Annotated in this window: 19 protein-coding genes; 5 read left to right on the forward strand and 14 right to left on the reverse strand. The window is 67.7% G+C overall.

The window, feature by feature from the left end:
* The first annotated feature begins 1 nt into the window (after window position 1).
* Window positions 2-193: a hypothetical protein gene (locus HUN07_RS26730; RefSeq protein WP_254623063.1), complete on the forward strand. Its 192-nt coding sequence runs from the start codon at window positions 2-4 to the stop codon at window positions 191-193.
* An 84-nt stretch (window positions 194-277) separates the two neighbouring features.
* Here HUN07_RS26730 and HUN07_RS01010 read toward each other — a convergent pair whose 3' ends face one another.
* The 6 genes from HUN07_RS01010 to HUN07_RS01035 all read right to left on the reverse strand — a co-directional run bounded on the left by HUN07_RS01010 (window position 278) and on the right by HUN07_RS01035 (window position 5,345).
* A complete protein-coding gene (locus HUN07_RS01010) occupies window positions 278-1,696 on the reverse strand; it encodes an amidase (RefSeq protein WP_174907411.1) in 1,419 nt (472 codons plus the stop codon).
* Between the two features lie 53 nt (window positions 1,697-1,749).
* Window positions 1,750-2,523 carry a TetR/AcrR family transcriptional regulator gene (locus HUN07_RS01015; RefSeq protein ID WP_174907413.1) on the reverse strand — a complete coding sequence of 258 codons (774 nt, stop codon included), beginning with the start codon at window positions 2,521-2,523 and terminating at the stop codon, window positions 1,750-1,752.
* A gap of 72 nt (window positions 2,524-2,595) precedes the next feature.
* Complete coding sequence (locus HUN07_RS01020; RefSeq protein ID WP_174907415.1) at window positions 2,596-2,871, reverse strand: hypothetical protein; 276 nt, start codon at window positions 2,869-2,871, stop codon at window positions 2,596-2,598.
* Window positions 2,868-3,629, reverse strand: a complete 762-nt coding sequence (locus HUN07_RS01025) for a VOC family protein (RefSeq protein ID WP_174907416.1) — start codon at window positions 3,627-3,629, stop codon at window positions 2,868-2,870. The genes HUN07_RS01020 and HUN07_RS01025 overlap by 4 nt, the downstream gene beginning before the upstream one ends.
* Before the next feature lie 119 nt (window positions 3,630-3,748).
* Window positions 3,749-4,276 carry a hypothetical protein gene (locus tag HUN07_RS26735; RefSeq protein WP_254622722.1) on the reverse strand — a complete coding sequence of 176 codons (528 nt, stop codon included), beginning with the start codon at window positions 4,274-4,276 and terminating at the stop codon, window positions 3,749-3,751.
* Window positions 4,277-4,508: 232 nt separating this feature from the next.
* Entirely contained in the window at window positions 4,509-5,345 is an 837-nt protein-coding gene (locus HUN07_RS01035) for an alpha/beta fold hydrolase (protein ID WP_174907418.1), read from the reverse strand.
* Between the two features lie 255 nt (window positions 5,346-5,600).
* On the opposite strand from HUN07_RS01035, the gene HUN07_RS01040 reads away from it, so the two are divergent.
* Both HUN07_RS01040 and nrdF read left to right on the forward strand, forming a co-directional pair.
* Window positions 5,601-6,248 carry a superoxide dismutase gene (locus HUN07_RS01040; protein WP_174907420.1) on the forward strand — a complete coding sequence of 216 codons (648 nt, stop codon included), beginning with the start codon at window positions 5,601-5,603 and terminating at the stop codon, window positions 6,246-6,248.
* Window positions 6,241-7,209: a class 1b ribonucleoside-diphosphate reductase subunit beta gene (gene nrdF, locus HUN07_RS01045; protein WP_174907422.1), complete on the forward strand. Its 969-nt coding sequence runs from the start codon at window positions 6,241-6,243 to the stop codon at window positions 7,207-7,209. Before HUN07_RS01040 ends, nrdF begins: the two co-directional genes overlap by 8 nt.
* A 7-nt stretch (window positions 7,210-7,216) precedes the next feature.
* Here nrdF and HUN07_RS01050 read toward each other — a convergent pair whose 3' ends face one another.
* The 5 genes from HUN07_RS01050 to HUN07_RS01070 form a co-directional block, all read right to left on the reverse strand.
* Window positions 7,217-7,696: an FABP family protein gene (locus HUN07_RS01050; RefSeq protein WP_114724045.1), complete on the reverse strand. Its 480-nt coding sequence runs from the start codon at window positions 7,694-7,696 to the stop codon at window positions 7,217-7,219.
* Between the two features lie 9 nt (window positions 7,697-7,705).
* Entirely contained in the window at window positions 7,706-8,410 is a 705-nt protein-coding gene (locus HUN07_RS01055; RefSeq protein WP_174907424.1) for a TMEM165/GDT1 family protein, read from the reverse strand.
* 275 nt (window positions 8,411-8,685) lie between these two features.
* Window positions 8,686-9,213, reverse strand: a complete 528-nt coding sequence (locus HUN07_RS01060) for a peptidase (protein WP_114724056.1) — start codon at window positions 9,211-9,213, stop codon at window positions 8,686-8,688.
* Window positions 9,214-9,377: 164 nt separating this feature from the next.
* Window positions 9,378-10,448 carry an SMP-30/gluconolactonase/LRE family protein gene (locus tag HUN07_RS01065; RefSeq protein ID WP_368077028.1) on the reverse strand — a complete coding sequence of 357 codons (1,071 nt, stop codon included), beginning with the start codon at window positions 10,446-10,448 and terminating at the stop codon, window positions 9,378-9,380.
* Window positions 10,449-10,617: 169 nt separating this feature from the next.
* Window positions 10,618-11,247, reverse strand: a complete 630-nt coding sequence (locus HUN07_RS01070) for a superoxide dismutase (protein ID WP_174907426.1) — start codon at window positions 11,245-11,247, stop codon at window positions 10,618-10,620.
* A gap of 229 nt (window positions 11,248-11,476) precedes the next feature.
* On the opposite strand from HUN07_RS01070, the gene HUN07_RS01075 reads away from it, so the two are divergent.
* Together HUN07_RS01075 and msrA are read left to right on the forward strand one after the other, a co-directional pair.
* Window positions 11,477-12,673 carry an acyltransferase family protein gene (locus HUN07_RS01075; protein ID WP_254622724.1) on the forward strand — a complete coding sequence of 399 codons (1,197 nt, stop codon included), beginning with the start codon at window positions 11,477-11,479 and terminating at the stop codon, window positions 12,671-12,673.
* A gap of 9 nt (window positions 12,674-12,682) precedes the next feature.
* Complete coding sequence (gene msrA, locus HUN07_RS01080; protein ID WP_114724163.1) at window positions 12,683-13,351, forward strand: peptide-methionine (S)-S-oxide reductase MsrA; 669 nt, start codon at window positions 12,683-12,685, stop codon at window positions 13,349-13,351.
* 18 nt (window positions 13,352-13,369) lie between these two features.
* On the opposite strand, the gene HUN07_RS01085 is transcribed toward msrA, so the two are convergent.
* The 3 genes from HUN07_RS01085 to HUN07_RS01095 all read right to left on the reverse strand — a co-directional run bounded on the left by HUN07_RS01085 (window position 13,370) and on the right by HUN07_RS01095 (window position 16,881).
* Window positions 13,370-14,074, reverse strand: a complete 705-nt coding sequence (locus HUN07_RS01085) for a hemerythrin domain-containing protein (protein WP_174907428.1) — start codon at window positions 14,072-14,074, stop codon at window positions 13,370-13,372.
* Window positions 14,075-14,201: 127 nt separating this feature from the next.
* Window positions 14,202-15,707: an MFS transporter gene (locus HUN07_RS01090; RefSeq protein ID WP_174907430.1), complete on the reverse strand. Its 1,506-nt coding sequence runs from the start codon at window positions 15,705-15,707 to the stop codon at window positions 14,202-14,204.
* A gap of 244 nt (window positions 15,708-15,951) precedes the next feature.
* The gene (locus tag HUN07_RS01095) at window positions 15,952-16,881 is read right to left on the reverse strand and encodes an LLM class F420-dependent oxidoreductase (protein ID WP_174907432.1); all 930 of its coding nucleotides are present in this window, start codon (window positions 16,879-16,881) and stop codon (window positions 15,952-15,954) included.
* Window positions 16,882-17,216 lie beyond the last annotated feature (335 nt).

The raw sequence follows: 17,216 nt of genomic DNA on the forward strand, positions 1-17,216 counted from the left end.
GTTGGACGGCGCTACACGAGGCGATCGTCTACGGCGACGGATCGGCCCGGTACCTCGATGTCGTGTCCCGCTGCTCGACGCCGGCGCCGACCCGTCGATCCGCGACGCGCGGGGCCGCACGCCGCTGCAGAAGGCGCAGTCCCGCGGCCAGCACGACATCGTCGCGGTGCTGACCGCGTCGAACGGGAACTGACGGCACGCCCCGAACCCGAACCGTGCCGTGAGCTCCCGTTCATCGCTCGAGGTGGGTCGGGAGGTGGGGCGGACAGGTGTCGGGTCAGTCGGGGTCCTGGATCCGGGCCCAGGGCCGGGCGGCCTCGAGTTCGAAGGCGAGTTCGAGGAGGGTGCGCTCGTCGCCGTGGTTCGCGGAGAAGTGCGAGGCCAGGGGCAGACCGTTCGACGTCCGGTGCAGTGGGAGGGAGATGGCCGGTCCGCCGGAGGCGTTGTTGAGCGGGGTGAACGAGGCGTAGGTCACCAGGCGCTCGAACAGTGTGTCGAAATCTTGTGCGGGGGAGAGGTACCCGAGCTTGGGGGTGGTGTGTCCGAGGACCGGGGAGAGCACGACGTCGTACTTCTGGAACGCTCGGGAGTAGGTGCGGGCCGTGCGCCGCAACCGGTACAGCATGCGGGGTGTCTCGACCATGTGCTTGCGGTACATCGCATCCAGTCCGCGGCTGAGATTGTCGGTCTTCTTCGGATCGAACGTCGGTCCGAACATCCGCTTCCCGCCGGCGAGGATCGCGAAGGACAGGAAGCCCCAGTACAGCTTGAAGTCGCGCATGAAGTCCTCGCCGACCGGCAGCGACGCCTCCTCGACATGGTGGCCGAGTTCGTCGAGCAGATCGGCGGTGGATGCCACGGACTTGCGCGTCTCGTCGTCGGTGGGCACCGCGGTCACCGAGTCGGCGATCACGCCGACCCGCAGCCGCGTTGCGGCCGGACCCTCCACCAGGCGAATCGGCGGCAACTTCGGGTTCCGGTAGTACTGCTCGGCCGCGGCGTAGAAGCGGGCGGTGTCGCGCACCGAGCGGCTGATGGCGCCCTGCGTGACGATCCGGATCGGCATGGTCTTGTCGGTCGCATCGGGGATGGTGCGGCCGCGGGTCGGCTTCAGACCGACGAGCCCGCATGCCGCAGCGGGAATTCGGATGGAGCCGCCCCCGTCGTTCGCGTGCGCGAAGGGTAGAGCGCCGGACGCCACGAGCGCCGCCGAACCGCCGGACGACGCACCGGACGAGTACTCGGGGTTCCACGGGTTCCGGACCGGATCGGCGTCGGAGTACTCGGTGGAGGCGCTGAACCCGAACTCGGGCAGCCGGCTCTTGCCGATGGAGACGGAGCCCGTCGACAGGAACTGGTCCACGAAGTCGCTGTTGCGGTCGGCGGGGGCGGGGGTGAACGCGGCACTGCCCTGCCCGGTGGGCAGCCCCACGACGTCGACGTTGTCCTTGACGATCGTCGGTACACCGGCGAAGACGCCGCGGCGCGGGGTATCGGACAGCTTCAGGGCTCGCTCGAAGTCGCGGGCCTGGATACCGTTCAGCCTGCCCTGGACCTTCTCGGCGCGGTCGATGGCCGCCTGCACGACCTCCCGTGACGACACCTCACCGGCCGCGATGCGGGCGGCGACGCCGGTCGCGTCCAGGTCGCCGAGGGCGTCGTCACCGAATGTGTGGATCCGCGGATCATCGGTCATGTCCGGAGTCTAGGTCGCCGCGGGCTCGGTCCGGGAGGGTTCCAGCGGACGGATCAGCTCGCGTCGGGTCGGTCCGCGATGGCCTCGCGGATCGCCCGCAGTTCGGTGCGCAGTGAGTCGAGTTCGGCCCGGATGTCCTCGGCCCCGCCGGTCGGGGTCTCCGGTTCGGGGGCGGGGGCGGCGACGATCTTCTTGGTGCGTGCTCGTTTCGGTGCCGGCGCGAGGGGAGCGCCGTCGGTCTCTGTCGGCGCCGGGACGAACCCGTTGAGGAAGACGGTGGTGAGGGTCGTCGTCAGGGACTCGATGTCCCGGCTCAGGGTCTTGCGATGCCAGCGCACGGACATGAACACGCATTCGCGCATCATCCGCTGGAACTCGAAAACGTCTATCCCGGAATTGAATTCGCCGCCGCGGACGCCGTCCTCGACGATCCCGAACCAGGCATCGTGGGAAGCCTCGACCGCCGCGGCGATCTCGGTATAGCGGGGGAGCGTGCCGAGGTTCGCGAACTCGTTCTGGTAGATCTCGGTCGCGTACGGATGGGCGTCGGCCGTCTCGAGGGAGACGCGCACGATCCTCGCGAGACGCTCGCGCGCGGTCTCCGGCAACTCGACGACGGAGTTGTAGCGCTCCACCAGGTCGGTCAGGAAGCTCACCAGGATCTCGGAGACGATTGCGTCCTTCGAGTTGAAATAGTGATAGAGCGTTCCCGAATTGAGTCCGACTGCCTCGCCGATCTCCCGAATCGTTGTCGCTGTGATGCCACGATCGGAGAACAGTCGTGCCGATTCGGCCAGGATCACCTCGCGTCGGCCCACTGACGCCACGGTTCACTCCTCTTGTTCAGGTATTGATTCGATCGTGTACTACCCGAGGCTAGCAGCGGGTTATCGGCCGCTTTACTGACGAAGCGCTTGTTCGATGGCACCGAATCGGCGGGGCAGGAACAGGACGTATGCCCACACGAAGCCGACGCCCGCCATCAGTGTGCGGCTCACCTCCGCGACGCTCGAGCTGACCACCTGGTTGTCCGGGGCTGCCGAGACCGGGATGATCTCGGAGACGAGGATCGGGACCACCAGCACGGTGACGAGCCGCGGCGTCCAACGCTGCTGTGGCTCGGTCGATGGGACTCCGGTGCCCGTCGAGAGTCCGCCGTCGAGGGTTCCCGTCACCGGGGCAGGCCCTTCGCGCCGGCCGGGGGCGGCGTGTACCGATGACCCCACACCGCGCCCTCGGTGAGCCGGTAGGTCGGCGTCGGAGCCGCGATCCGCTCACCGCCCCAACCGATCTCGGTGGCATGCCCCTCGGGAGAATAGATGTAGAACGAGAGCATCCGGTCGTTGGTGTGCTTGCCGAGCGACTGCATCATGGGGATGCCGAGGTCGTGCGCCCGGTCGAGCGCCTTGCCGACGTCGTCGATCTCCGCGGTCTCCACCATGAAGTGCAGCAGCCCCGGACCCTCGGCCGGATTGAGCCCGAGAGTGTGCTGACGCGGGTTGCAGCCCAGGAAGTAGCTGGTGCCGCCCGGCAGCTCGAGCGAGTTGCGTTCGGCGAATCCCAGTACCCCCGTGTAGAAGTCGTAGGCGACCTCGGTGTCGGTCACATTGAGGATCACGTGGCCCATGCCCTGGTCGCCGGTCACGAACCCGGACACCGAGGGCAGGTCGACGGGCCGATGGCTCAGGACGGGTCCGTAGAACAGTTCCACCCGGTTGCCCGACGGATCGTCGAACGCGACGAACCCGGTGACCTGGCGCAGCGCACACTCCGCGGCGGTGCCGGCGTGCGTCGGGATACCGGCGGCCTCGATCCGCTCGACCAGGTGGCGCAGGTCCGTTCGGTCGAGCACCTCGAACCCGACGGCCGCCAATCCCGGTGTCGCGGACTCGGTCACCACGAGGCGCAGGTATCCCAGCGAGAGAACAGGCATTGCATCTCCTCGAATCAGTAGAGCGTTCCGGGGTCGCCGGTGAGCAGGTAGGTGCCGTATTCGTGGTTGACCTTGTCCGGCAGGTTGATTGCGTGATGCTGTCCGGCGTGGACGTCGCGTCACACCGACTGCAGCGCGCTGGACGTCGCGATCGAGCGGGGCCCGCCCACCTGGTACGCCTTGTCCGCGGCGGAGACCGCCAGGCCGACCGCGGCGATGTGATCGCGCTTCGAACGCTGCCGCATCTCCATCGGGACGACGTCGGAATCCGCCACGGCCGCAAAGGCGTCGGCCAGGTTCGACTGGAGGATCCGGTAGGCGGTGTCGATCTCGAAGTCCGCCTCGGTGAACCGGGCGAGGGTTGCCGGACGGGGAAGTGTGGTGGCGTCTGCGGCCGAGCGGGACTTGTGAATTCCGACCGCCTCGTCGAGCACGCGGCGGGACATCCCGACCAGCGGCACCACGACGGCGTTGACGAACAGGGTGTACCACGGCACCCGCAACAGCGCGCTCGGGTTGACCTCGCGGCCCGGGCAGCGGCCCGCGTACAGGTCCTCGACGTCGAGGACGCGGTGCTCGGGGACGAACACGCCGTCCACGACGATGTCGTTGCTGCCGGTGCCCGCCAGTCCGGACGTGAACCACACGTCGTCGATCCGGTAGTCGGCGCGGCCTCGAACCCGCCCCAGCGTTTGGGCTGGATCAGGCGCATGATGCCCGCATCGCGCAGGATCTTCGCGCTGTCGGCTGCGAGCCTGCGCTCCTCGACGCACTCGGATTCCAGTGCGCTCAGGCGGTCCCCGGCGGCGAGGACGCTATCGATCGCATCGTGCTGGAAAAGCATGTGTGAAAGCTCCTTTCGCCGGCTGGGATGCCGGGTCAGCGGGTGAGGAAGTCGGTCACGAGGGATTCGAAGTCGTGCTTGCGCTCGACCTGCGCCCAGTGCCCGCACTCGCCCAGGACGTGCAGGTCGGCCTTGGGCATGCGGCGCAGTGCGAACAGGGCGCCGTCGAGTGGCAGCATCCGGTCGTCGCGGCCCCACGTGACCAGGGTCTTGTGCGGGATCTCGTCGGTGCGCGTCCACAGCGGTGCCTTACCGGGCAGTGCGAGCGACGCCATCACCGCGCGCATGCGCTCGATCGCGCGGGGTGCGGTGGCGTTGGCCCAGCGCTCGTCGAGCAATTGCGGCGTGACGGTGGCCGGGTCGTAGACCATCGAATCCACCCACGCCTCGAGGGCCTCGCGGGTGGGATCGACGAGGAAGGCGTTGAGCCGACGCGCGCCCTCACTGAGCATCGGTCCCAGCAGCGGCGCGTACAGGCCACCCGGGCCCATCAGGGCCAGGCGCTCGACGCGTTCCGGGGCGAGCGCCGCGGTCTCGAGCGCGACCCAGCCGCCCATGGAGTTGCCCAGCAGGTGCGCCTTCTCGATCCCGAGGTCGTCGAGCAGCGTCACGATCGACTGCGCGGCGATCTCGGGGTACGGGCGGTCGTACTCCATGTCGGGACTCGCGCCGAAGCCCGGCATGTCGACGACGACGGTACGGAAGTTGCGGGCGAACACCGGGAGGTTCTTCGAGAAGTTGGACCAGCCGGATACGCCCGGGCCGGAACCGTGCAGCAGCACCAGCGGATGGCCGTCGCCGGCCTCGTTGAAGTGCAGTTTGTCCGTGGCGGACGGTCCTCGGGTGGTGTCGACGTAGTCGAGGGTGCTCATGGCGGTCCTATCTCCTGGGCGGGCACGGGCGGTACCTCCGTGCTCAGAAACATTGAGCTGGAACGAAACTCGAGTGATCTCGTTGAGGCGTGGGAACCGAGCCTACGGTCGAACCGAACATCAATCAAGCGATTGAGTGATATCGGTCTCCGTGTTTCCGGTGCGCGGGATATCCGCGTGATCGAACAATTATGTTCGGGTTACCGAACTCGAGCTAGTCTCGTGTCGTCACGCACCGAAGAGAGGCATGAGGACATGAACGGCACCGGCGGCTATGCACTTCCCGACCTGGCCTACGACTACGGCGCCCTGGAACCGGCGATCTCCGGCGAGATAATGGAGTTGCACCACGGCGCACATCACGCTGCGTACGTGAGGGGAGCGAACAGCACCATGGAACAACTCCACGAGGTCCGGGCGCGCGGCGACTACTCGGCGCTCGCCGGCCTCGAACGTGCCCTCGCCTTCAACCTCTCCGGTCACGCGCTGCACTCGATCTTCTGGCGCAACCTGTCGCCGGAAGGCGGCGACCGTCCCGACGGCGAACTGGCGGCCGCGATCGACGAATTCTTCGGCAGCTTCGACAGTTTCCGCGCCGAGATGACGGCGGTGACCGGCACGGTGCAGGGATCGGGGTGGGGCGTGCTGGCCTGGGAACCGGTCGGCGGTCGCCTCGTGGTGCACCAGTTGCACGATCACCACGCGAACTTCGCGGTCACCAGCACGCCGTTGCTCGTGTTCGACGCGTGGGAGCATGCCTTCTACCTGCAGTACCACAACGTCAAGGCGGACTACATCGAACGGCTGTGGTCGATCGTCGACTGGTCCGATGTCGGCCGACGGTTCGACGCGGCCCGGGCCGGTCGGCTCGTCGGTCTGACGGAGGCGAGCGGCGGTGAGTGAACGGCTGGTCGACCGAGTGCACGCGATCAACTGGAACCGGCTGCCCGATCCCAAGGACGCCGAGGTGTGGGACCGCCTCACCAGCAACTTCTGGCTGCCGGAGAAGATCCCACTGTCCAACGATCTGGCGTCGTGGGAAACGCTCACCGACGTCGAGCGGGAGATGACGATCCGGGTGTTCACCGGACTGACGCTGCTCGACACGGCGCAGGCCACCGTCGGCGCCGTCGCGATGATCGCCGACGCCGTCACCCCGCACGAGGAGGCGGTGCTGACGAACATGGCGTTCATGGAGTCGGTGCACGCCAAGAGCTACAGCTCGATCTTCTCGACGCTGTGCTCCACCCGGCAGATCGATGCCGCCTTCGACTGGTCGGAACGGAACCCGCACCTGCAGCGCAAGGCGCAGATCATCGTCGACTACTACCGCGGGGACGACGCGCTGAAGCGCAAGGCGGCATCGGTGATGCTCGAATCGTTCCTGTTCTACAGCGGTTTCTACCTGCCGATGTACTGGGCGAGCCACGGCAACCTCACCAACACCGCCGACCTCATCCGCCTGATCATCCGCGACGAGGCGGTGCACGGGTACTACATCGGGTACAAGTGCCGGCAGGCGCTCGAACACCTCGACGTCGGCGCCCGCGACGAGCACCGCGCCTACACGTACGAGCTGCTGCAGACCCTCTACGACAACGAGGTCGAGTACGCCGCAGACCTGTACGACGAGGTGGGCTGGACGTCGGACGTGTTGTCCTACATGCGGTTCAACGCGAACAAGGCGCTCGCGAACCTCGGCTACGAGGCGCTGTTCCCGGCATCGGACTGCGAGGTCAACCCCGCGATCCTGTCGTCGCTGGACCCCGGGGCCGGAGAAAACCACGACTTCTTCTCCGGCTCCGGCAGCGCCTACGTCATCGGGAAGCAGAAGCCGACCGAGGACGCCGACTGGGACTTCTGAGCGTGCTCTACGCGGCGCGCCGCAGCTCCGCGCGCAGGTGGTGCGTCATCGGCGTCGTGTCGAAGGCCATCCACATGTCGTAGCTGAGCACGTCGCCGTCGACGGCGAAGCGGCGCCGGATCTCGTGGACCGGCTTGGCGTCGGGCGACGCGCTCAGCGCGTGCGGTGCGAAGTCGAGGATGCCGTCGGACAGTGTGGCGCGGTGGATTTCGACGAAACCGGTCGGCTGGGTGACGAGCAGTTCGGCGACGCCGTCCGTGAGTCGCAGGTAGCCGGTCTCGGTGTGCATCGGCATGCCACCACCGGGCTTGCGGGTGCGGGAGCGGTAGAAGAGGAACGGCTTTCCGCTGGGGGAGAGCTCGATTTCCTCGTCGTACGCGAAGTCGTCGATGGTCGGGTAGTGGCCGGCACCCCCGCCCACCCAGCGTCCGGCGAAGGCGGCGAGATCACCGAGAGGGGCGAGCAGGTCGGGCTGCGTCTGGTCCATGCCGTCAGTCTAGGAACCGCGGGGTGCGTCGACCTGCTCGGCGGGTGCCGGGGTGTGGGGCCCACGGACAGCGCGTCGGGCAATGGCCGCGACGGCGGAGACGGCGACGACGGCGCCCGCCGCGATCGGACCGGCGGGGCTGTCCGGGAACAGGCCCTCGAGCAGCAGCCAGGCGCCGAACGCGAAGAACAGCACCGCGGCGCCGATCTTGACGACCGCCTCGGGCAGATGCTTGCCGAGCAGCGCGCCGACGACGATCGCGAGGGCGTCCGCGGCCACCATGCCGACCGTCGATCCGATCCACACGCCCACCCAGTCGTTGTCCGCTGCGAGCGTGACGGTGGCGAGCATGGTCTTGTCGCCTAGTTCGGCGAGGAAGAACGCCGACGCGACCGCCAGGAAGGCCGATCCGGTGACCTTGCGGGCCTTCTGCTCCTCCTCGTCGGAGAGCTTGTCGCCACGCAGTGTCCACAGGCCGAAGATCAGGAAGGCGACGCCGCCGAGGATCGACATGGCGGTGGTCGGAATCGCGGCACCGAGGAAGTGGCCGACGCCGACGGAGACCAGGTGCACGACGGTGGTCGCCACCGTGATGCCGGCGATCACCACCCACCAGCGGTAACGCAGCGCGAACGTCATCGCCATGAGCTGGGACTTGTCGCCCAGTTCGGCGACGAAGATGACGCCGAAACTCAGCAGTGTCGCGGCCAGCATGTATGTACCCTCCTCCGGATTTCTCGCTTCTCGGAGGATGTCGGGAAACCTTCCTCCGGCCCCGAACGCCACGTATGCGTTCACGGCCGAAGGTCTCGCCCACCGGAGAAGATCCGGTCCGCTGGGCCGGGCGGGCACTGCAATGTGCCGGCCAGTATGTCGACCCAGCGATTGGGGGCTACTCCCCTTCGCTGAGGCAACGATAACTCCGGATCAGCGAAAGTGCAAAGGCGACAATAAGTTTGGAATCCCGAACTTTCTTCTTCCGCAACCGTTCACGCGGCGAGCAGCATCGCCAGAACTGCGGTGTCGGGATCGCTGATCGGATCGATACCCACACGCGAAATCATCGATGTGACAGTGCCGTCCGCCTCCGCCTCCACCCACGCCGCGCGGTGTTCGAGCCCGAGATGCGGCAGGCCGGGGAGCAGCACGCACCCGGATGCCACCCCGGCGCACTCGGGAAGCGACGGGACGGTCTCCGCAGGCGGGTGCAGGACCAGCAGTGCCGGGGGCAGATGATCGACGAAGCGCCCCGGCGCGACCGCGGACTCGCCGAGCACGGGTCCTTCGGAGACGATCAGACCGACCGTTCCGGGTGCGGGATCGTCGGGGAGTTCCTCCCGCGCCCCGAAGACGGTCGACGTGGGCAGCAGGCCGGGCAGGGATGCGATCCGCACGGCAAGGGCCAGCAGCTGCGCCCACTCGCGGGTCGTGTCGGGCCAGCGTCCCGAGATCACGAAGCCACGGAGGTCGCCGGAGGCGTGGAACGGTGCGACCCCGACATATTCGTGCTCGTTCATCGCGACCCCGATTCTCCCGTGCGGCACCTGGCGACGGGAGCAGCCGGGCGGGCCCCTGTGGTCGGAGCCCGCCCGGCGCGCACGTCGTTCACACCTCGTTGGGTACTACGAGCATGCGCTCCTGTATCGCTGGCACACAAGGGGTCCCGAGTGCCAGCCGGGAGTCAGAAACCCGCACCCGGAACCTGTACCCGCAGGCGCCGGATCGCGCCGCCGCCGATGCGGATCGCGTCCTCCGGGACCCACGTGTCGGCCGTGCACACGAACAGGTCGCGGCCGTCCTCGCCGCCCAGCGCGACGGCGTACGGGTGCGGCACCGCGATGCGTTCGGCCACCTCGCCGGCGGCGGTCACCCGGATCACCTCCTGGTTGAACGGTGAGGCCACCCAGACCGAGCCCTCGGCGTCGAGCGCGATGCCGTCGGGCAGGACCGCCGCGTCGTCGAACTCGACGAGCGTGCGCCGGTTCACGAGGCTGCCGTCGGCCTCGATCGTGAAGGCGGTCAGCCGTCCCGGGGACGCACGGGTCTCGGCGACGATCAGCGTCGCACCGTCCGGGGTGATCACCATGCCGTTGGCGAACAGCATCTCGGTCGCGACGACGTGCGCGGTACCGTCCGGTTCGACCATCGCCAGGTCGGCGGGGAACGGCGGTGCCGGGGGCGCGCTGTCGTCACCGTAGTTGCCGACGTAGGCGCGCCCGGACGCGTCGACCGCCATGTCGTTGAGGTGCCACGGCGCGATGCCGTGGAGATCGGCGTGGACGGTGAGCGTGCCGTCGTCCTCGAGGCGGTACACCTTCCGTTCCTGCACGGACGCGACGAGCAGGCGGCCGTCGGGCAGGAAGCCCAGCCCGCCGGCCTGGCCGGGGACCTCGACGACCCGCTCGACCTCGCCGGTCGCCGGATCGAGGCGCAGGACGACACCGCGGTAGATGTCGGAGAACCACAGGCGGCCCTCCCGCCAGCGCGGGCACTCGGGGAAGGCAAGGCCCGTGGTGATGGTCTCGATTGTGATGTCCGTCATAGCAGCCACGATACCCATCGCGGTGAATCTCCCATTCACCCAACCGGATTGAGTGGACTCGGTGGCGGCCCGGGTGGTCTCACTCCGGAGTCGGGTCAGGGCTCGCAGCGCCGCAGCTACGCGACGTACGCGATGAACGGCGTTGCGACACAAACATGTCTGATTCTCGAGGACCCAGACGACGACTGTGCCAACTCGCGTTTCGCGCACTTGTCGCGATTCTCCGGGCGCGGCAACGGCGATAAGTGCGCAAAGCGCGGTGGACGTGAGCGCGGAGCGCGACAAGTGCAAAGCGCGGGAGTGGGGGCAGCGCAGCGGCGCCGCGCCCGACGAATCGGGGGCGGCGCCGCTGAGATGTCTGGAGTGCTTTGCGCGCAGATCAGGCGGGGACGATGAGTCCGGCGGTCTGGGTGCGGGCGGCGGCGAAGCGGGTGGCGACGTCGTTCCAGTTGACGATGTTCCAGAAGGCGTTGACGTAGTCGCCCTTGACGTTCTGGTAGTCGAGGTAGAAGGCGTGTTCCCACATGTCGAGCATGAGCAGGGGGGTCAGGCCGATGGAGATGTTGCCCTGCTGGTCGTAGAGCTGGACGATGATCATGCGCTGGCCGATGGAGTCCCAGGCGAGGATGGACCAGCCGGAGCCCTGGATGGCGTTGGCGTTGGCGGAGAAGTGGCTGCGGAAGGCGTCGAAGCTGCCGAACTGGTCGTCGATGGCTGCGGCGAGTTCGCCTTCGGGCTTGTCGCCGCCGTCCGGGCTCAGGTTGTTCCAGAACACGCTGTGGTTGGTGTGGCCGCCGAGGTGGAAGGCGAGGTTCTTCTCGTGCAGGTTGACCACGGGGGCGAGGGCGTCGGCCTCGCGGAGCTCGGCGAGCTTGTCGAGGGCGGTGTTGGCGCCGGCGACGTAGGCGGCGTGGTGCTTGTCGTGGTGCAGCTCCATGATCTTGCCGGAGATGTGCGGCTCGAGGGCGGCGTAGTCGTAGGGGAGATCGGGCAGCGTGTAGACAGACACGAGAATCCCTTCTTCGCGGGCGTGGCGCCCTGACGTGTGTGTTCGTTGAATCGTGCTCGGGGATAACCCAATCTCATTGGTACACCCTGCGCAAGCCGCGTGCTGAGGTGGGAATAACCGTACAAAAAAGTTCGGCGACCCTGAAATCGGGCGTCGAATGCGCCCGTCGGACATTGCGGGCGGGGCCGGTAATTGGAACAGGCGGTGAACGGAACCTTAGGATCAGGCGATGCCATCCGACATGCCCGCTGCAGCTTCGCGGCCAGAGGTGGCACCTCGCGTCGACCTGACCGGCGCCGACCTGCTGCGCACCATCGCTGTGCTCGCCGTCGTCTACTCGCACATCTCCTTCTATCTGATCGACGATCTCGGGTCCGGTTGGTGGATGATCGACATCGTCTACGAGGTGTTCGTGGACGGGTTGAACCTCAACCAGCACCTGTCGTTCGTCGGCGTCGCCATCTTCATGACCCTGACCGGCGCGCTCATCACCCGATCCGCGATCCGGCACAGTCCCGCGCGATTCCTACTCGACCGGGTGGGCCGCCTGCTGCCTGCGTTCTGGATCGCGATCGCCGCCGCCGTGCTGCTCGTCAAACTGGGCGTCAACGGCATGTTCAGCGGGCAGCCGGGGCTCTCGAACGGCGAGGCCGCGCTCAGCTTCGTGCTCGGCGGGTTCTTCCTCAAACCCGAGGTCGCAGTGCTCGGTGTCACGTGGACACTGGTCGTTCAGGTGCTGTTCTACGTATACTGCGTTGCCGCGCGGCCCATCCTGCGCACCCGGCCGATCGTGGTGCCGCTGCTCGGCGCGGCGATCTGCGCGCTGATCCTGCTCTACAACCTCTACGTTCCCCAGCCGTACACCGTGCCGATGCTGTCCAAGGTCGCCGCGACGTTGCCGACGATATTCCTCGGCCAGCTCATCTATCTGTGGTGGGCGCGCCTCGCCGACTGGCGCTGGGTGATCGTCGGTGTGCTCGCGCAGATCGAGGTGGTCCGGCTCGCTACCGAGATCCGCGTGTACTGGGCCGGGGACCGCTACCTGTGGACCATCGCCGTCGTCACCGCATGCGTGGTGCTCCTCGGTCGCTACCGGGGACGCCCGACGCGGTGGTCGGTGATCCGGTGGACCGCCACCCGCAGCTACGCGATCTACCTCGTCCACACGCTGATCCTGTACCGCGTCTACGAGAACGCCGTGGGCCCGCTCGGCCGCACCGGCGCCGTCATCGCGTTCCTCGTCGTCACCGCCCTGGTCTCGGAGGTGCTGTACCGGTGGGTGGAGGTGCCGGCCGCGCGCTGGCTGTCGTCCCGCACCAGCCGGATCGGCAGGAAGGCGACACCGTCCGAGCCACCCAAACCCCCCGAGCCCCCCGAACCCACCGGGGCGCCGGAGCAACCGGTGGACGCGTCGGACCACGCGTAGCATCGACGTATGTCTTGGTTCGATGACATCGTCGCCCGTGCCGGCGCGAAATCCGTGATGGTCACGCCGGATCAGGCCCTGCCGGGCCGCGCGACCCCGATGCCGGTGCCCGACGCCCACTTCGTCAACGGGCACCCGCTGCAGCCGCCCTTTCCCGACGGCATGGAGACCGCCGTCGTCGGCATGGGCTGCTTCTGGGGCGCGGAGAAGGAATTCTGGCAGCTCGACGGCGTGTACTCCACCGCCGTCGGATATGCCGGTGGCTACACGCCCAACCCCACGTACGAAGAGGTGTGCTCGGGACGAACCGGGCACACCGAGGTGGTGTCGGTGGTGTTCGACCCGAAGGTGATCTCGTACGAGGCAGTGCTCAAGCAGTTCTGGGAGAACCACGATCCGACGCAGGGTATGCGTCAGGGCAACGACCACGGCACCCAGTACCGCTCGGTGATCTATACCGGATCCGACGCGCAGGCCGCGACGGCCCGGGCCACCGCCGAGGCCTACGGCAAGCGTCTCGCCGACGCCGGCTACGGGGCTGTCACAACCGAGATCGCGCCGCTCGACACGTTCTACTACGCCGAGGACTACCACCAGCAGTACCTCGCGAAGAACCCCGGCGGCTACTGCCCCGTTCACGCGACGGGCGTCAGCTGCCCGGTCGGTCTCGGCGCCTGAGTCTCACTTCGGGTCGGGTCACCCGGGGATCTGCAGCGGTCCGACGGGCACGTCGGCACCCCACCGGGCCGCGCACGCGCGGCGGTACGGGCCGTCGAAGACGTGCAACAGGACGAACCGGGTCACCGGACCCACTTGGTGATGGAGCAGGTCGACCCGCTGCGGATCGAGGCTGTCGCCCAGCCAGTGTCCCTCGATCCCCAACTCCCACTTCGATTTCGGTGCGATGTTCTCGGTCTGGTCCCAGTGGTCCCACTGGGCCTGGGTCAGTGTGCGAGTGGCCAGGGGCATCGCCTCGTCCTCCTCGCGGCGCAGGTGCGGGAGCAGTGTGTCTTCGAGGCCGGCCAGTGCGTCGGCGAACTGTCCTTCCGCAGTGGGGGATTCGTCGTCGTGGAACAGTGCGGCCGCCGCCTCGAGTCGGTCGATCTCGGGACCGATCCGGGCGTGGTCGGCGTCCATCCGCTCCAGCACCGGTGCGGCGTCCGGGTCGGCCCGGCGGATCAGCGGCCACAACCCGCGGTCCTCGGCGCTGTGGTGGGCATGGAGGAACTCCATCATCCAGCGCGTGTGGTCGGCCAGCGCGCAACGCTGCCGGGTTTCGATCCGGCCGATCTCGAGGACGTCGTTCGTGCGGGAGAGGTCGCGGCGAAGGGCATCGTGCACCACCCCCATCATCGTGGTATCTGCAGGGGTAGAAGCAGTTTCGTTGGATCTTCCGTTCATGACGGGCTCCCGGTGTCGCAGTATCGGTTTCGGCCGCGACCCAATTCCAGGCTAGGACCCGAGCCCGATCGACACAAGACCACGGGACGCGCCGACGCCGGTACGCGCCGGCCCGTCCCGTGAGAGATCAGGCCGCGGGCAGCGGTTCCGGGTCACGCTCGTTCGACGCGGACTCGGCCGCGACCTGGGCCGTGATGGACTTGCGGTGGCGGTGCAGCGTCATCACGATGATGATCGCGATGAGCGACGACGCGCCCGAGATCAGGTATGCGACACCCGTGCTGCCGTCGCTGTAGAAGCCGTAGCCGTCGATCACCATGGCGATGTTGGAGTTCAGTACCGCGAATGCGATGACCGGCATGATCGACGCGACCAGCGTCTGCGACGCCTGGACCATGCTCGCCATCGAAGCCTGCACGGACGGCGGGACCGACGCGATGACGAGGTTCGGGATCGACGCCGTCGTCGCGCCCATGCCGAGGCCGAACAGCAGGATGCCGAACAGCACCTCGACCTTGCCGCCGTGCCAGAAGGCGGTGACCAGCGATCCGAGCATCATCAGGGCTGCGCCACCGGCCAGCGTCAGGGTCGGGAACTTGGTCCGCAGCATGCGGCCGACGAGCACGCCGCCGATGACGCTGCCGACACCCATGGGGATCTGGATCAGCCCGACGCCCTTGGCGTCCACGCCGAATCCGTAGCCGAGGCCCAGTACCGCCGGGGTCATGCACATGATCGGAATGAGCGTGGCGTACAGCGAGATCGTGCCGTAGGCGAAGCCGGCCGACAGGCAGATCCGGAACATCGGACCGTGACGGAAGAAGCGCAGGTCGACCAGCGGATCGGTGGTGCGAAGAGCGAGCGGTACCCAGATCGCGATGAGGGCGAGGCCGCCGATGATCAGCAGCAGGGTGCCGCCGTCCGTCCATCCCCAGCTGGGGCCGAAGCTGATGCCGCCGAGGATCGCGGCCAGGCCGCCGCCGAGCAGGGCGGCGCCGACAACGTCGAGCCGAGCCGAGCTGCGGGCCGGCGACTCCGCCGTGGTGAGGACGACGAGCGGGATCATCACCACGAGCGCGACCAGGAGGAACCAGAAGATCGACCGGAAGCCCCACGCGTCGACGAGCAGGCCGGTGATGAACGGCGACGGGATCGTCATCAGGCCCATGCCGCCTGCGGCGAGGCTGACCGCGAGGGCCAGTGTCTTCGGCGGGAAGACGTCGCGCATGAGCGAGAAGCCGAGGAACATGCAGGCGATGATCACGCCGAACAGGGCGCGGCCGAGCACGAGGATCAGGAAGCTGGGGGCGACCGCGGAGATCAGGGTGCCGACGGCCGCGATGGCCATGCACGCCAGGAACACCTTGCGCTTGCCGTGGATGTCGGCGAGCTTGCCGGCGAGGGGGCATGCCACGGCGGCGGCAAGCAGGTAAGCGGTGGTCACCCAGGCGATCTGATCGGTCTTGAAGTGCTCGCCGATGGGCATCATCGCGACCGAGGCCATCGTGGAGCTGATGGAGACGATTTCGAGGACGACTGCGATCGAGATCAGCGACAGGATGAGGTGCGGGGTCCAACCGCCTTCGGATACGGCGCGCGGCTCGGTGGCTGCGGTGCCGAGAGTTCCTGACATGTAACGCCTTTCTGGAAATGTGGTCCGGGTCACGATGTGACGCCCATTACAGATGGCGCGGGACGGTTCACAGATAGCTGTCCCATTGAACGGAACACGAACTTCGGCCGGGTGCCGGAAATGCGAAGTGCACACCGGGTTTCGCCAGGTGTGCACTTCGTGTCCGGTCATTGTCACCGCTAATCGTCTGCGGCCGTTGACATGTCCGAGCTGTGAAATTGTCTTGTCAAACGTTTGTTGTCGGTCAGTCCAGTTGGGGCATGACCTCGGAGGCGACCAGCTCGAGGTGGTCGAGATCGGCGAGGTCGAGCGTCTGCAGATAGATCCGCTGCGTCCCGGCCTCGCTGTAGCGTCCGATCTTGTCGACCAGCTCGGCCGGGGTACCCGCCAGACCGTTCTCCCGGAGCTCGTCCACCTCGCGCCCGATGCGGGCCGCGCGCCGCGCGATCTCGTCCTCGGTGCGCCCGCAGCACAGGACGAGTGCGTTGGAGTAGACGAGCTTGTCCGGGTCGCGGTCCACGGCCGCGCACGCCTCCCGGACCCGGTCGAACTGCGCCACAGTGTCCTCGATCGAGACGAACGGCAGGTTGAACTCGTCCGCGTAGCGGGCCGCCATCGCGGGGGTGCGGCGCTTGCCCATGCCGCCGATCACGATCGGCGGGCGCGGCGTCTGCACCGGCTTGGGCAGCGCGGGGGAGTCGGTGACCGGGAAGTGGGCGCCCTCGTGGGTGAAGGTCTGCCCCAGCGGCGTCTCCCACAGTCCGGTGATGACCGCGAGCGACTCCTCGAGCCGGTCGAAGCGCTCACCGAGCGGCGGGAACGGGATGCCGTACGCCCGGTGCTCCTCCTCGAACCAGCCGGCGCCGAGACCGAGCTCGATGCGCCCGCCGCTCATCGCGTCGACCTGGGCCACGGCGATCGCCAGCGGGCCCGGGTATCGGAACGTGGCCGACGTGACCAGCGTGCCGAGGCGGATCGTCGAGGTGTCCCGGGCGAGCCCGGCGAGCGTGATCCACGCGTCGGTGGGTCCGGGCAGGCCCTCGGCGTTCATCGCGAGGTAGTGGTCGGACCGGAAGAACGCCTCGTACCCGAACGCTTCGGCCGCCCTGGCGACCGCAAGAAGATCGTCGTACGTGGCGCCCTGCTGCGGTTCGGTGAAGATTCTCAGGTCCATGCCCCCACTGTGCCGGACGCGGGAATGTGACCTGCGCCGGAGGACGTGTCCGAAGGGAATGGAACCGATCCGCCCGATGCCGCGTCAGATCAAGTGTCGGGACGGGAGCGTCCCGACGAATGGGGGGGAGCCGGGCCGGAGTTCGGAACGAGGGATGGGGCACACATCCTGTCGGTGGGGGAACTCCGGCCCGTGCGGGCCCGTGCCGACCCCCTCGCACGCCACCCCGTTTCCATGCAAATCCACACAGGTTGTGGATTGCTGCTACGCCCGGCCGTGCACAGTTGTCAACGAATCATCCAGAGCATGCCTCTGACCTGTGGATGATGCCCTCC

Origin of the sequence: Rhodococcus sp. W8901 (genome assembly GCF_013348805.1) — a bacterium.
Classification (GTDB): Bacteria; Actinomycetota; Actinomycetes; order Mycobacteriales; family Mycobacteriaceae; genus Prescottella.

Bases quoted from the DNA above. Each gene is read 5' to 3' on its own strand.
- HUN07_RS01010 (WP_174907411.1), bottom strand. From the start codon at position 1,696: ATGACCGATGATCCGCGGATCCACACATTCGGTGACGACGCCCTCGGC.
- HUN07_RS01025 (WP_174907416.1), bottom strand. From the start codon at position 3,629: ATGCCTGTTCTCTCGCTGGGATACCTGCGCCTCGTGGTGACCGAGTCC.
- HUN07_RS01035 (WP_174907418.1), bottom strand. From the start codon at position 5,345: ATGAGCACCCTCGACTACGTCGACACCACCCGAGGACCGTCCGCCACG.
- HUN07_RS01040 (WP_174907420.1), top strand. From the start codon at position 5,601: ATGAACGGCACCGGCGGCTATGCACTTCCCGACCTGGCCTACGACTAC.
- HUN07_RS01050 (WP_114724045.1), bottom strand. From the start codon at position 7,696: ATGGACCAGACGCAGCCCGACCTGCTCGCCCCTCTCGGTGATCTCGCC.
- HUN07_RS01055 (WP_174907424.1), bottom strand. From the start codon at position 8,410: ATGCTGGCCGCGACACTGCTGAGTTTCGGCGTCATCTTCGTCGCCGAA.
- HUN07_RS01060 (WP_114724056.1), bottom strand. From the start codon at position 9,213: ATGAACGAGCACGAATATGTCGGGGTCGCACCGTTCCACGCCTCCGGC.
- HUN07_RS01075 (WP_254622724.1), top strand. From the start codon at position 11,477: ATGCCATCCGACATGCCCGCTGCAGCTTCGCGGCCAGAGGTGGCACCT.
- msrA (WP_114724163.1), top strand. From the start codon at position 12,683: ATGTCTTGGTTCGATGACATCGTCGCCCGTGCCGGCGCGAAATCCGTG.
- HUN07_RS01085 (WP_174907428.1), bottom strand. From the start codon at position 14,074: ATGAACGGAAGATCCAACGAAACTGCTTCTACCCCTGCAGATACCACG.
- HUN07_RS01090 (WP_174907430.1), bottom strand. From the start codon at position 15,707: ATGTCAGGAACTCTCGGCACCGCAGCCACCGAGCCGCGCGCCGTATCC.
- HUN07_RS01095 (WP_174907432.1), bottom strand. From the start codon at position 16,881: ATGGACCTGAGAATCTTCACCGAACCGCAGCAGGGCGCCACGTACGAC.